This is a genomic window from Kribbella shirazensis (assembly GCF_011761605.1).
GTDB classification, from domain to species: Bacteria; Actinomycetota; Actinomycetes; order Propionibacteriales; family Kribbellaceae; genus Kribbella; species Kribbella shirazensis.
Genome location: NZ_JAASRO010000001.1, coordinates 4160618 through 4174215, shown reverse-complemented (window position 1 = coordinate 4174215; position 13598 = coordinate 4160618). Strand labels below are relative to the sequence as shown.

Genomic DNA, 13598 nt, shown 5'->3' with positions numbered 1-13598 from the left:
TTACAACTCAGGTCACGCCCGAGCCCGTTGATAACCTGACGCATCCCGGGTGAGAGGAGCGCAGCGGTGGCGGTCAGCATGTCCGACGTGGCCCGGCACGCCGGCGTCTCGCAACGCACGGTCTCGAACGTAGTGAACAACTACGTCCACGTCTCCCCCGCGACCCGCGCCCGCGTCAAGGCCAGCCTCGACGCGCTCGGCTACCGCCCCAACACGGCCGCCCGCCGCCTGCGCACCGGCCGCACCGGCACCGTGACGCTGGCCGTCCCGACCTTCCGCGAGCGGTACTTCGCCGACCTCGCCGAGGCGATCGTCGCCGCCGCCAGAGACCGCGGTACGACGGTGCTCGTGGAGACCACCGGCGGACGCCGCGAGACCGAACTGGAGTTGCTGCGCGGCGGCGGCGAGATCCTCACCGACGGCGTGATCATGAGCGCGGTGTCCCTCGGCCGCACCGACCAGCGCGGCGCGCACCCGGTGGTGCTGATCGGCGACCGCGAACCGGGCAGCACGATCGACCACGTGGGCATCCGGAACCGCGAGGCCGCCCAGACCGCGGTCACGCACCTCCTCGACACCGGCCGGCGCAGGATCCTGCTGCTCGGCGCGAACCATGGCCCGAAGCGCTCGTACCAACTCCGCCGCCAGGGTTACCAGGCCGCGCTCAAGAAGCACGGTCTCACCCTCGATCCCGATCTGCTCGTCGCCTGCGACTGGACCACGACCGCGGCCGCCGCGGCGATCACCCGCACCGTCAAGGACCTCGGACCCGACGGCATCTTCGCGATGAACGACTCGGCCGCGCTCGGGGCGCTCCAGGCGCTGCAGCGCGCGGGGGTCGCCGTACCGGGGGACGTGGCCGTGATCGGCTTCGACGACATCGTCGAGTCGAGTCTGTCCACGCCGACGCTGAGCACCGTCGCCCCGCTGCTCGACGAGATCGCCGGCAGCGCGCTCGACCTGCTCGAGGAGCAACTCGACGACGACCACGTGCCGCAACACCGGATGGCAGGCTACGAGCTCCGGATCCGGGAGAGCACCGCCCGCTGATCCCGCGAGTTCTTGTGCCACAGATTTGCTACGTAGTAAATTCCGGCGGCATGACGCGTACCGCCCTCGCCCCCAGGTTCACCGGAGCCGGAAACATCGAGTTCGCGGCTCATGACTACACCGATCCCGGCCCTGGCCAGCTCCTGCTCTCCGTTCAGGCCAACGCCCTCTGCGGCACCGACCGCCACCAGTACGACGACGGCTCGTCCGTCGTCCCCGGCCACGAAGCCGCCGGGACCGTCCTGCAGGCCGGCGAAGGCACCACCACTCCCGTCGGCACCCGCGGAGCCGTGTTCCTGATGGACTTCTGCGGAGAGTGCCGCAGCTGCCGGTACGGCGCGACCAACCAATGCCTCGCCAAACGCGCCGACATGGGTTTCACCCACGACGGCGGCTACGGCCCGTACGAACTCGTCCACGAGTCCAACTTCTTCCCGATCACCGACGACATCGAGATCGGCAACGCCACGATGCTCCTCGACGTGATGGGCACCAGCAGTCACGCCCTCGGCCGCGCGGCGCTCGTACGGCAGGACGTCGAGAGCATCTACATCGCGGGCGCCGGCCCGATCGGACTCGGGCTGACCGTGATGTGCAAGCTCCGGTACGACGTACCGGTCTACATCTCCGACTTCTCCCGCTGGCGGCTCGACTTCGCGGAGTCGTTCGGCGCGATCCCCCTGCTCGCCGACGATCTCACCGCAGCCCGGCGCCCGGACCTCGCGTTCGACGCGTCCGGCAAGGAAGCCGCCCGCCGCGCCGCGCTCGACATCCTCGGTCCACGCGGCGCCCTGATCTGCGTCGGTCACGGCGAGGCAGTCACGCTCGACGTGTCCCGCGACCTGATCAGCCCTGAGCACGCCGTCCTCGGCAGCGAGTACTTCCGGTACGACGAGATGCCCGGCAACCTTGCGCTGTTGCGGGAACACCAGGAGCTGATCGCCCGCGTGATCAGCCACCGCTTCCCGGTCACGGACATCGCCGAGGCGTTCCGCCTGTTCATGGCCGGCGAGACGGGCAAGGTCGTCGTCACCCAGGACGGTGCGGCATGAGGGTCGCGGTGGTGGGCGCCGGCGGCTGGGGCGAGCACCACGCCCGCATCTTCGTCCGCCGCGAGGACACCGAGCTCTGCGCGATCGTCGGGCGGACCCCGGAGAAGACGCGGCGACGAGCGGAGAAGTACGGCGCCACGCCGTACACCGATCTCGACCTGATGCTGGAGCGCGAGCGCCCCGGCCTCGTCACGGTGTGCCTGCCGAACGAGGACCACTACGACCTCACGCTCGAGCTGGTGCGGACCGGCGTACCGCTGCTGGTGGAGAAGCCGCTCGTCTTCGACCTCACCGAGGCGGACACGCTCCTGAGCGAGGCAGGCGACACCTTCTTCGCCATCAACTTCAACCACCGGTACGCCGAACCCGTCCAGCGCGCGAAAGCTCTGATCGACGCCGGCGAACTCGGCGAGCTCGTCTTCGCGACCTGGCGCTTCGGCGGCGAGGCGAACCACGGAAACTCGCCGCACGCCAACCTGATCGAGACCCAGTGCCACGGCTTCGACCTGCTCGAGCACCTCGTCGGCCCGATCTCCGCGCTCTCCGCGCACATGACGGACAAGACGTACGGCGCGTTCAGCACCGTCGCGTTGGCGCTCGACTTCGAGAACCGCGCCGTCGGCACGATGCTCGGCAGCTACGACTCGTCATACGCCTACCCGGACACACAGCGCGTCGAGATCAACGGCACCCGGGGCCGTCTCGTCATCCACGACACCGTGCGGGCGCTGACGTTCTCGAAGGCCGGCGACCCGGTCGAGCAGCGCTGGCACTCGACGTACTTCGACGACGAGTCCCGCAGCTTCGCCGGTACCTTCGACCGGCACGTCGACGCCGTACTCCGAGCCCTCCGCGCCGGCGAGCGACCACCGGTGCACGCCCGCGCCGGCCGCCGGGCGCTCGCACTGGCCCACGCCGCGATCGAGTCGCACGCGACCGGACGAACAGTACGATCCATCCCATGGACCGGACCAACGCGCTCGTAGACAGGCTCTTCCGGAACGCCGGTGCGGCACTCGAGCTGTACGCCGTCTACCTCGGCGAGCGACTCGGTCTGTACAAGGCGCTCGCCGAGCACGGCCCCGCCACGTCCGTCGAGCTGGCCGAACGGACCGGTACGGCGGAGCGCTACATCCGCGAGTGGCTCGAACACCACGCGGCCAGCGAACTCCTCGACGTCGACGACACGACGGCCGCCCCCACCGAACGGCGCTACACGCTGCCACCCGAGTACGTCCCGGTCCTCGCCGAACCGGACCACGCCGACTACCACGGCTACAAGGGCGTCGAGCTCGCCCGAGCCGCGCGCATGCTGCCCGATCTGGTCGAGGCGTACCGCACCGGCGACGCACCATCACCGCTGGCCTGGGGGCCGGAAGGACGCGCGGATCCCAACCGGGCGAGCTATCTGAACCTCCTGGGCAAGGAGTGGCTGCCGGCCATCCCTGAGATCGACCAGCGACTGCGCGCAGATCCACCGGCGCGGGTCGCCGACTTCGCCTGCGGCACCGGCTGGTCGTCGATCGCGATGGCGCGCGCGTACCCGCGGATCACCGTGCAGGGCGTCGACCTCGACGAAGCCGCGATCGCGGCCGGCACACGTGAGGCCGCGGCGGCCGGGCTCGCCGACCGGGTCAGCTTCTCGGTCGCGGACGCGGCCACCCAGCGCGGGCAGTTCGACCTGGTGACGATCCTCGAGGCGCTGCACGACATGCCGCGGCCGGTCGAGGCGCTGCGCACCGCGCGGCAGATGCTCGCGCCTGGCGGCACGGTCCTGATCGCGGACGAGCTCGTCGAGGAGGAGTTCACCGCACCCGCGTCGGAGGTCGAGCGATATCACTACGGGTGGAGTCTGATGTCCTGCCTGCCGAGCGCGATGGGCGATCCGGAGTCGGCCGCGACCGGCGCGGTGATGCGGCCGGCCACGCTCCGCCGGTACGCCACCGAAGCCGGTTTCCGCGAGACGCAGGTCCTCCCGTTCCACACGACGTACTGGCGGTTCTACCGACTCATCCCGTGATCGCGTCGGCCTTGGCCTGCAAGTACCGCTGCTCCGGGAGACTCGTCGTACGGCGGGCCGCGGCCAGGTAGTGCTCATGGGCCCTGGTCGCCTCGCCGGCGCGCTCGTACAGGTGCGCGCGGACGGCGTCCAGACGGTGGGTCTCGGTGATGTTCTTGTCGTTCTCGATCGTCACCAGGAGATCGAGGCCCGCCTGCGGACCCTCCACCTGGGCGAGGGCGATCGCGCGGTTGAGCGTGACCATCGGGTTCGGCGCGATCTTCTCCAGCAGAAGGTACAGCGAGTGGATCTGCCGCCAGTCGGTCTCGTCCGCGCTCGGCGCCTCGGCGTGGACCGCGGCGATCGCGGCCTGCAGCTGGTACGGCCCGACCGCGCCCTGCTGCAGCGTGTGCAGGATCAGGTCGGCGCCCTCGGTGATCTGCTCGCGGTCCCACAGCGACCGGTCCTGCTCGTCGATCGGCACCAGTCCGCCGTCGGGCGTCGTCCGCGCGGCCCGGCGCGAGTCGGTCAGCAGCATCAACGCCAGCAGCCCCGAGACCTCACCGTCGTCCGGCAGCGCCGCGCGCAACATCCGAGCCAGCCGGATCGCCTCCGCCGTCAGCTCGACGCGCTGCAACTGCTCGCCCGAGCTGGCCGTGTAGCCCTCGTTGAAGATCAGGTACAGCACCTGCAGTACGACGCGCAGCCTGTCCGCCCGCTCCGACTCGGGTGGCATCGCGAACCGGCTGCCGGCCGCCTTGATGCTCTTCTTCGCGCGGCTGATCCGCGGCGCCATCGTTGCCTCCGGCACCATGAACGCCCGGGCGATCTCCGCCGTCGTCAGGCCGCCGACCGCCCGCAGCGTCAGCGCGACCTGGGAGGCGGGTGTCACCGCCGGATGGCAGCACAGGAACAGCAATGTCAACGTGTCATCGGTGTCCGGCGCCTCGTCCACATCGGCGCCCGGGGCAACCAGCTCCTCCGGACCGGCCATCGCCGCGACGCTGTCCTCGCGCCGCCGCCGCGCGTTCTCGCTGCGGAAGGCGTCGGTCAGGCGGCGCGTCGCGACGGTGATCAGCCAGCCTCGCGGGTTCGCCGGTACGCCGTCCGCCGGCCACTGCGTCGCAGCCGCCAGCAACGCCTCCTGGACGGCGTCCTCGCACAGGTCGAACTGCCCATGCCGCCGCGCCAGAAACCCCAGCACCTGCGGCGCGAGCTCCCTCAACAGTTGCTCCACGTCAGTCCCCCTCACCTTGGTACGCCCACCCCGACCAGCCGTCGACCCGAACCGTGATCACCGGTCCCTGCGGCGGATCGCTGTCGTACTGCGGGTACTTCGCCACGAGCAGCTCCACTGCCTCCGCGTGCGTGTCCAGCACCCGCGCGACCCCGTCGACCCGGACCCACCACAGATGCGTCCAGTCCTCGTCGTACTCGTCTACCAGGACGGCGACCCGCTCGTGCGCCGCGATGTTCGCCAACCGCTTCAACGCGGTGGTCGACTTCGGCTTGTGATCCACGGCGACGAAGAGTTCGTCACCGTGTACGGCGTACGTCACCGGCACCAGATGCGGCCGCAGGTCAGAGCCCACGGTCCCCAACCGCGCCACCCGGGCGGCCGCCACCCGAGCCCTGCACTCTGCTTCGTCGAGTTTCACCGTTGGAGGTGGCGGAGGGTGGCGGCGGGGAGTTTGCGGGTGAGGGGACCCAAGAGGGAGGCGTCGCGGAGCGCGGTGCGCGCGGCGAGGTGGCCGCAGGCACCGTGCACGCCGCCGCCGGGGTGGATCGCGGAGCTGCCCAGATACAGGCCGTCGACGAACGTGCGGGCGCTGCCCAGACCGATCGTCGGCCGGAAGATCAGCTGCTGCTGGAGCTGCATCGTGCCACCGCCGACGGCGCCGAGGCCGAGCGCGGCGTTCCCCGACTCGAGCGCGGACGGCCGCTGCAGATCCCGGTCGATGACCAGGTCGCCGAAGCCGGGTGCGAACCGCTCGATCGCACGCTCCATCCGGCCGGCCAGCTTCTCCGCCGACGCGTCGTCCGCGACGCCGCGCGGAAGGTGGGCGTACGCCCAGACCGCCTCGGTCCCCTCCGGCGACCGCGACGGATCCGACTTCGTCGTCTGGCCGATCAACAGGAACGGCTGCGACGGCACCCGCCCGGTGTCCAGGTCCGCGGACAGGTGCACCAGCTCGTCGGCCGTCCCGCCGAGGTGCACCACACTCGCGGAGCGCGCCTCCGCGGACAGCCACGGGATCGGCCCGCTCAGCCGGAAGTTCAGCTTGACGGTCGGATAATCCCACTCGAACCGCTCGTCCAGATCGCGCCGCAGCCCGCCCGGAATGAGTGCCTCCGGCAACAAGTCGCCGTACAGCACCGGCGCGGACGTGTCCGCGATCACCGCCCGCTGCACCGCGACCGTCTCACCGGAGGCCGTCCGTACGGCGGTTGCGCGGCCGCCGGAGACGTCGACGCCGGAGACCGGCATGTTCGCGACCAGTAGCGCCCCGGCCCGCTCGGCCCGCCGTACCAGCGCGCCGGAGAACATCGACGAGCCGCCGGCCGCGACCGGGTAGCCGACGTCCTGGGCCAGCATCGCGAGCAGCCAGCCCATCGTCCCGCTGACCGCGCCCGACAGCGGCGCGTCCGCGTGCATCGCGTTCCCCGCCAGGATCGCCGGACCGTGCCGCCCGGCGAACAGCTCCTGGCCCATCCGGTGCATCGGCATCGCCATGAACCGCGCGAACCGCAGCAGCTCACCCGCCGATCCGAGCCTGCGGGCCAGCTTCACCCCCGGCACGACCGGCGGCCAGGTGGTGAGCAGCGCGTTCAGCAGCGGCTCGCGGATCGACACGTACTGCTGGTACAGCCGCAACCACGCGTCACCGTCGCCCGGATGCTCGGCGCCGAGCGACTTCGCGGTGTCCTCGGGGTCCGGATGGACCGCGGCGGCGGCGCCGTTCTCGTCGAGCAGGTGCACCAGCGGCAACGGCGCGTGCGCCCACCGCAGCCCGAACTTCTCCAGCTCGAGGGCGCGGATCACCGGCGACGCGACCCCGAGCGGATAGTTCGAACTGAAACGATCACTGATCCAGCCGCCGTCCTCGGTCGACCGGACGGCACCGCCGAACCGGTCGGCGGCCTCCAGCACCAGCACGTCCCAGCCCGCGTCGGCGAGCGTGATCGCGCTCACCAGCCCGTTCGGCCCCGATCCGATCACGATGGCGTCAACACTGCGCGGCAGCATACTTCGAGCCTAACCGGCCCGGGACTCGATCTCCCGCATCAGGGTGGTGATCTCGCGCGCGCGGCCGATCATCGCCGGGTCGACCATCCGGCCGTCGGGTAGTACGAGCACGCCGCCGTCGGAGACACCGGCCTTCTCGACCGCCTCCAGCAGCGCCTCGGCCTCGGCGACCTCCACCGCGGTCGGTGTGAACGCCTCGACGATGGTCGGGAGCTGCCGCGGATGGATCGCCGTCCGGCCCACGAACCCGAGCAGCCTTCCCTCCAGCGACGTACGGCGCAGACCCGGCACATCGTCGACATGCGGGAACACCGACATCATCGGCGCGCCCAGTCCGGCCGCGCGGGAGGCCGAGACCAGCCGTCCGCGGGCCCAGGCGAGCCCGGCCGCACCCTCGACGCCGAGCGCGCTCGACAGATCCGCCTCGCCGAGCGCGACCCCGACCACGCGCGCATCGGCGGTGGCGATCTCGAACGCTCGCTCGACACCCAGCGGCGACTCGATCAGCGCGGTGATCCTTGCCGACGGCACCTTGTCGAGGACGGCCCGGACATCGGCCGCGCTCTCCACCTTCGGCACCCGCAGGCGCACCGTCGGCATGTTCGCGATCGCGGCCAGGTCGTCCTCGATCCAGGGCGACGTCAACGCGTTCACCCGGATCTCGACCGGCCCGTGCGCGTTCGCGGCGACCCAGGCGACCGCCCAGCCGCGCGCGTCCGCCTTGTCGGTGACCGGCACCGCGTCCTCGAGATCGAACACCACCAGGTCGGGGCGCGCCGCGACGGCCTTCGCGAACCGGTCCGGCCGGTTGGCCGGTACATACAGTGCGGTCAGCACGTCGAGCTCCCCCTCACACCACTCCTGCTGCCCGCAGCGCCGCGAGCTGGTCGGGCGTGACGCCGATCTCGGCGAGCACCTCGTCGGTGTCGGCGCCGTGCTGGCGGCCGGCCCACTTGATCTCCCCCGGCGACTCCGACAGCCGAAACAGCACGTTCTGCATCTGCACCGGCCCGCCCAGCTCGTCGTCGTCCACGCTGACGATCGTCCCGAGCGCGCCGTACTGCGGATCGCTCATGATCCCGCGGATGTCGTGCACCGGCCCGACCGCGGCCTCGGCCTTCTCGAACTCGGCCATCACCTCGTCGAGCGGCCGCTGCGCGATCCACGACCCGACCGCCTCGTCCAACTCGTCGGCGTGCTGGGCGCGCTCGCGCCCGGTCGCGAACCACGGCTGCGCGACCAGGTCCGCGCGCCCGACGAGCGTCACCACCCGCTCGGCGATGCTCTGCGAGCTCGTCGACACCGCGACCCACCGGCCGTCCGCAGTCCGGTACACGTTCCGCGGGGCGTTGTTCGACGAGCGGTTCCCGAGCCGCGGCTGCACGTACCCGGTCTGCTGGTACGCCGTGATGCCGCCGCCGAGCATCATCAGGATCGGCTCGATGATCGCCATGTCGATCACCTGTCCCGCGCCGGACCGGTCCCGCTCGCGCAGCGCCACGAGCACGGCGTACGCCGTCGCGAGCGCGGTGATCCCGTCCGCGAGGCCGAACGGCGGCAGTGTCGGCGGGCCGTCCGGCTCACCGGTGACCGCTGCGAACCCGCTCATCGCCTCGGCCAGCGACCCGAACCCGGGCCGCCGCGACCACGGCCCGACCTGCCCGAACGCCGTCACCCGCGCGATCACCAGCCGCGGATTGGCCTCCAGCAGTACGTCCGGCCCGAGACCCCAGCGCTCCAGCGTGCCGGGCCGGAAGTTCTCGACCAGGACGTCGTTCTGCCTGACCAGCTCGAGGAACACGTCCCGGCCGCGCGACAGGTCCAGCGTCGCGAGCCGCTTGTTCCGGCCGAGGGTCTTGAACCACAGCCCGACCCCGTCCTTCGAGGCGCCGTGCGTACGCGCGGCGTCCGGACGGGACGGGTGCTCGATCTTCGTGACGTCGGCGCCGAAGTCACCGAGGAAGGTCGCCGCCAGCGGCCCCGCGAACAGGGTCGCCGCCTCCAGGACCTTCACACCGTCGAGGGCGGCAGGTCTCATCCCGCACACCTGAAGCCGATGTTCTCCGAGCGGTCGAGGCCGCCGCCGGTGAGCACCAGTTTGAAGCTGACGTCCGGGTCCTGCGGCCCGCCGTCGGCGTACCAGTCCGAGCCCTCGGCGACGTAGTGCGAGCCGCCCTTGAGGATGCAGAACCGGCTGCGGCCGTCGCGGTGCTCGCTCTCGGTGAGATTCCACACCAGCGGCTCGCGCCGGTCGAATCCCTCGAGCACTGCCGCGACCTGCCACTCGTCCTCGGTGGGCAGCCGGCCTCCGCGCCACGCGGCGTACGCGCGGGCGTCGGGCAGGTCGACGTACGTCACCGGCTGGTCCTCGGTCCCGGGCGCCGGAGCGCCGTCGACCCAGTGCTGGAGGAACCGGTTCGCGATCAGCGGCCGGTAGCCCGTCGCGGCCAGGAACTCGGCGTACTGCGCGTTCGTGACCTCGGCGACCGCGACCCGGACGCCCGGCAGCGACACCTCGCGTGTGACGGTCTGGATGTCGTGCAGCCGGGGCGGCAACGGCTTCCACTCCTCGACGTACGGCGCGGTGTCGTACAGTCCGGTCTCGCGCCGCCGGTGCCGGACGGTCAGCGTCCGCTCCCCCGCCGGTACGTCGACCGCCGGGCCGATGTTCGCGTCGCCGGACACCGGCTGCGGCGCGATCCGCTCCGCCGGACGCATCGGGAACGCGGACTCGCCGACGTGGGCCCGCGGCATCGTTCCCAGCCGGCGCGCGGTCGCGCGGCACGAAGCGCCGGCGGTCGCGCCGACCCGGACGATGCCGGCCACACCACGCCCCGGTACGACGAGGTGCACACCCTCGTCGTCCGCGGTGATCGGGACGCCCGACGTCACGTCGTACCAGTCGCCGACCTGGTCCTCCGAGCGCAGCACGATGCCCTCGAAGTCCTCCTCGTCGCGGTTGATCAGCGTCCAGAACGTGATGTCCGCCAGGTCGAACCGCGACCCGTAGACGCCGTGGTCGCGGGCCTTCTCCGGGATCTCCGGCGTCAGCTGGATCCAGTCGCCGTCGATCAGCACCGGCGCGAACGCACGCTGCGCGGCGACCATCCGGCGCAGCGTCGCGCGGTCGCGGGCGTTCCAGCCGACCCAGGCCGAGAACACCGACTCCCAGACCAGCATGCCGACGCCGTTCACCCAGGCGGACTGCAGCTCGTCGCTGTGGTCACGGTTCCAGCGGCGGGTGTGGTGCATCATGTGTCGGCGCTCGAACAGGTGCGCGCGCAGGACGCCGGGCGCGTGGGTGTCGGCGAACCACTGCGCCCAGGACAGCGCGTGATCGCCGATCCTTGCCATCGGCAACCGCGACTCGCCTTCCAGCGCGATCGCCGGGTTCGCCTTCCGGATCGCCTTGGTGAACGCCGGATCGCCTTCCTTCAACGTGTCCAGGAAGACACCGTCGACGGCATAGTCGGTGACGAGCGCGGCGAACTCGTCGGCGTCCGAGCGGGCCGCCCGCCGGGTGCCGACGTCCCACGGGTTGTAGTCGAAGAACACCTTCAGCCCGAGCCGGTGCAGGTCGTCGATCAGCTCCCGCAGGCCGGGGACGTCACGGTAGAAGTCGAACTGGTTCCGGTCGTCGATCCCGATCACCGGATACGCGTGCCAGAGCACGATCGCGTCGTACCCGCCGAACTCGGCGATCCCGTGCTCGACGAACTTCTCCGGCGTGAACCGCCCGGTCTCGACGTCGTAGAGCAGGTCGTCCCAGAGCCAGACCAAGGCCACCGAGTACGCCGTCTGGGTCCACTCGCGGCCGGGCTCGTCGTAGTGCGAACCGTCGTACCGGGTCCGTTCGAAGGCGCCGAACCGCCACTCGGCCAGCTTCGCGCGCCACCGCGGCAGGTCGGCCGGGTCCTCCGGCGCGCCGAGGATCTTGGCGTCGTCCAGGAAGGACAGATCGGTCCCGAGCCCGACATCGACCGTCGCCGGACGGTCGATCGGCCGCGGTTCGAGCGGGTTCACAGGTATACCTCCGCATGACGCGCGTCGATTGCATCCCCGTGAGGCACCGAGGAAATCGCCCCCGCGGCCTGAACACTCAATGAAGCAGCAACGTTAGCGCGTCGGACCGCGTTCGTCAGGTCGCTTGCCGTGATCGAGTCGTTAGCTGAGGCGGCAACCAAACTCGCTGCCAGCACTCCACAGAATGTATCTCCGGCAGCCGTCGTGTCGACGACCTCCACAGGTACGCCGGGCACCGCGATCTCGTCGGTGTCCCGGGTCAGGATCACCGCTCCCGCCCCACCGAGCGTGACGACCACCGCGGGCACCTTCTTCAGCAGCGCGGACCGGTCCGGCCCGGCGATCGCCTCGGCCTCGGTCTCGTTCACCACCAGCAGGTCGACCTCGGCCAGCAGGTCGTCGGACAGTTCGGCGGCCGGGGCCGCGTTCAGGATGAAGTACGCCGACGCGGCCGCCGCGGCCTGCACCGTCGGGAACGGGATCTCCAGTTGGGAAAGGACGATTTTCGCCTTTCCGATCGCGGCCAGCGCGTCGGCGGACAGGGTCAGCTCGCCGTTCGCGCCGGGGGCGACGACGATCGAGTTCTCGCCGCTCTCCTCGACCGTGATGATCGCCGTACCGGTCGGGGCGTCGCTCGTCGTCGCCAGGGACAGGTCCACGCCGTCGAGCGCGTCCCGCAGCAGGACGCCGCCGTCGTCGTCGCCGAGCGCAACGACCATCGCCGTCCGCGCGCCCGCGCGCGCCGACGCCACGGCCTGGTTCGCGCCCTTACCGCCCGGACCGCGGGTCATCGCGCCCGCCAGGACCGTTTCTCCCGGTCGCGGGATGCGCTGGACCGGCAGCACCAGATCCACGTTCGCACTGCCGACGACGACAACCTCAGATACGACATCAGGCTCCACCCCGGGCCACCTCCACAGTCCGCCGCGCCAGTTCGTCGATCGCGATCTGGTTCATTCCCGGGAGGCTTGTGGTCACCCGGTTGTCCAGTGGTGCCGACCACTCTGCCGGAACCCCGCGCGTCGCGCCAAAAACCGCGCCCACGGTGGCACCGGCCGAGTCGGTGTCCCAGCCGCCCATCACCGCGCGACCGATCGCGGTGGTGAAATCCGGGGCGGTCAGCGCGTACGCGGTGAGTGCGGTGTTGTTCACCGCGTGCACCCAGTGCAGGTCGCCGTACTCCGCATGCAAGGCGTCGAGGGCGTCGTCCAGCCCGGCGTCCGCGAGGGTGAGCCCGAACCGGACCGCGCGGGCGATCGCGCCCTGATCATTGATCACGTCGAGGCCGGAGACGGCCGCGGCGACGGGATCGTCGAGGACGAGGGCCGCGGCCGACATCGCGGCGACCCAGAGCGCACCGTCGACACCGGCGCCGGTGTGACTGAGCCGGGCGTCGACGAGCGCGAGCCGCGCGGCCGCCGTACGGTCACCCGGGTTCGCCCAGCCGTAGGCGTCGGTCCGGATCTGTGCGCCGATCCACTCGCGGAACGGGTTGCCGACGACGGCCGCGCGGGCCGGCTCGACGCCCTCGAGAAGGTTGCGGTAGGCGACCCGCTCGGCGGTGAAGACGCGACCGGCCGGCAGGTCACCGAGCCAGCTCTGTGCCACGTCCTCGGTGGTCAGCCCGCGCCCGAACCGCTCCATCATCACCAGCGCGAGGATCGCGAAGTTGATGTCGTCGTCCTCGGGCATGCCGTCGATGACCTCGCGCAGGCTGTTCACCTTGGACCGCCGGTTCCACGGCCAGCGCTGCTGGACCTCGTCCGGCACGCCGACGGCGGTGATGTACTGCGTCAACGGCCACTGACCCGAGCTCGTCAGGATCTCCCGGATGCCCTCCCGCGGAATCTTCTCCACGGGCTTGCCGAGCAGGTTGCCGGCCATCCGGCCGAGCCACGCGTTCAGCGTCCGGGCCTCGAGATCGCCCGGACCTGGCGGCCCTGGCAGCCCTGGCAGCGCCGGGATCGCGGGCTCACGCCATTCCCCTGTCCTGGCGTCGAGCACGTCGAGCAGCTCGCGGGCCAGTGCACGCAGCGCGGGCGTCGCCGGCTCGTCGGAGGCACCGGACACGGGCGCGTCCGTCGTACCCCCGGCGGCCAGCCAACGGGCCTGGACGTCGGTGACGTCGACCCCCTCCGACCGCGCCTGGACCAATTGGTGCGGCAGAAGGTCCTCCGGCTGCACCCAGGTCAATCTCATCGAGACTCTTCCTTCCCTTGTTGCGCCA

General features: G+C 71.2%; 12 protein-coding genes. 4 read left to right on the top strand and 8 right to left on the bottom strand.

Annotation, left to right across the window (positions count from 1 at the left end; genetic code table 11):
* Positions 1–66 precede the first annotated feature (66 nt).
* From BJY22_RS20375 to BJY22_RS20360, 4 genes are read left to right on the top strand one after another with little or no spacing between them, the layout of a single operon-like run.
* A complete protein-coding gene (locus tag BJY22_RS20375) occupies positions 67–1050 on the top strand; it encodes a substrate-binding domain-containing protein (protein ID WP_167209075.1) in 984 nt (327 codons plus the stop codon).
* Positions 1051–1100: 50 nt separating this feature from the next.
* Complete coding sequence (locus BJY22_RS20370; RefSeq protein WP_167209073.1) at positions 1101–2102, top strand: alcohol dehydrogenase catalytic domain-containing protein; 1002 nt, start codon at positions 1101–1103, stop codon at positions 2100–2102.
* On the top strand, positions 2099–3088 hold the full coding sequence (locus BJY22_RS20365; RefSeq protein WP_167209071.1) for a Gfo/Idh/MocA family protein: 990 nt from the start codon (positions 2099–2101) through the stop codon (positions 3086–3088). The genes BJY22_RS20370 and BJY22_RS20365 overlap by 4 nt, the downstream gene beginning before the upstream one ends.
* Positions 3064–4122, top strand: coding sequence for a class I SAM-dependent methyltransferase (locus tag BJY22_RS20360; protein ID WP_167209069.1), 1059 nt, complete (start codon positions 3064–3066; stop codon positions 4120–4122). Before BJY22_RS20365 ends, BJY22_RS20360 begins: the two co-directional genes overlap by 25 nt.
* Here the strand turns inward: BJY22_RS20360 and BJY22_RS20355 are convergent.
* From BJY22_RS20355 to BJY22_RS20320, 8 genes are read right to left on the bottom strand one after another with little or no spacing between them, the layout of a single operon-like run.
* Positions 4112–5338: an RNA polymerase sigma factor gene (locus BJY22_RS20355; RefSeq protein WP_337758811.1), complete on the bottom strand. Its 1227-nt coding sequence runs from the start codon at positions 5336–5338 to the stop codon at positions 4112–4114. The genes BJY22_RS20360 and BJY22_RS20355 overlap by 11 nt on opposite strands.
* 1 nt (position 5339) lies before the next feature.
* Positions 5340–5759, bottom strand: a complete 420-nt coding sequence (locus BJY22_RS20350) for a TIGR03668 family PPOX class F420-dependent oxidoreductase (RefSeq protein WP_167209065.1) — start codon at positions 5757–5759, stop codon at positions 5340–5342.
* A complete protein-coding gene (locus tag BJY22_RS20345; RefSeq protein WP_167209063.1) occupies positions 5756–7348 on the bottom strand; it encodes a phytoene desaturase family protein in 1593 nt (530 codons plus the stop codon). Before BJY22_RS20345 ends, BJY22_RS20350 begins: the two co-directional genes overlap by 4 nt.
* A gap of 9 nt (positions 7349–7357) precedes the next feature.
* Entirely contained in the window at positions 7358–8185 is an 828-nt protein-coding gene (locus BJY22_RS20340; protein ID WP_167209061.1) for an aldolase/citrate lyase family protein, read from the bottom strand.
* Between the two features lie 13 nt (positions 8186–8198).
* Positions 8199–9386, bottom strand: coding sequence for a CaiB/BaiF CoA transferase family protein (locus BJY22_RS20335; RefSeq protein WP_167209059.1), 1188 nt, complete (start codon positions 9384–9386; stop codon positions 8199–8201).
* Positions 9383–11371, bottom strand: coding sequence for an SUMF1/EgtB/PvdO family nonheme iron enzyme (locus BJY22_RS42985; RefSeq protein WP_167209057.1), 1989 nt, complete (start codon positions 11369–11371; stop codon positions 9383–9385). Before BJY22_RS42985 ends, BJY22_RS20335 begins: the two co-directional genes overlap by 4 nt.
* The gene (locus BJY22_RS20325) at positions 11368–12273 is read right to left on the bottom strand and encodes a PfkB family carbohydrate kinase (protein ID WP_167209048.1); all 906 of its coding nucleotides are present in this window, start codon (positions 12271–12273) and stop codon (positions 11368–11370) included. The genes BJY22_RS42985 and BJY22_RS20325 overlap by 4 nt, the downstream gene beginning before the upstream one ends.
* Complete coding sequence (locus BJY22_RS20320; RefSeq protein WP_167209046.1) at positions 12263–13570, bottom strand: ADP-ribosylglycohydrolase family protein; 1308 nt, start codon at positions 13568–13570, stop codon at positions 12263–12265. Before BJY22_RS20320 ends, BJY22_RS20325 begins: the two co-directional genes overlap by 11 nt.
* Positions 13571–13598 lie beyond the last annotated feature (28 nt).

Coding starts and splice junctions, on each gene's coding strand:
- BJY22_RS20370 (WP_167209073.1), top strand. CDS start 1,101: ATGACGCGTACCGCCCTCGCCCCCAGGTTCACCGGAGCCGGAAACATC.
- BJY22_RS20365 (WP_167209071.1), top strand. CDS start 2,099: ATGAGGGTCGCGGTGGTGGGCGCCGGCGGCTGGGGCGAGCACCACGCC.
- BJY22_RS20360 (WP_167209069.1), top strand. CDS start 3,064: ATGGACCGGACCAACGCGCTCGTAGACAGGCTCTTCCGGAACGCCGGT.
- BJY22_RS20345 (WP_167209063.1), bottom strand. CDS start 7,348: ATGCTGCCGCGCAGTGTTGACGCCATCGTGATCGGATCGGGGCCGAAC.
- BJY22_RS20335 (WP_167209059.1), bottom strand. CDS start 9,386: ATGAGACCTGCCGCCCTCGACGGTGTGAAGGTCCTGGAGGCGGCGACC.
- BJY22_RS20320 (WP_167209046.1), bottom strand. CDS start 13,570: ATGAGATTGACCTGGGTGCAGCCGGAGGACCTTCTGCCGCACCAATTG.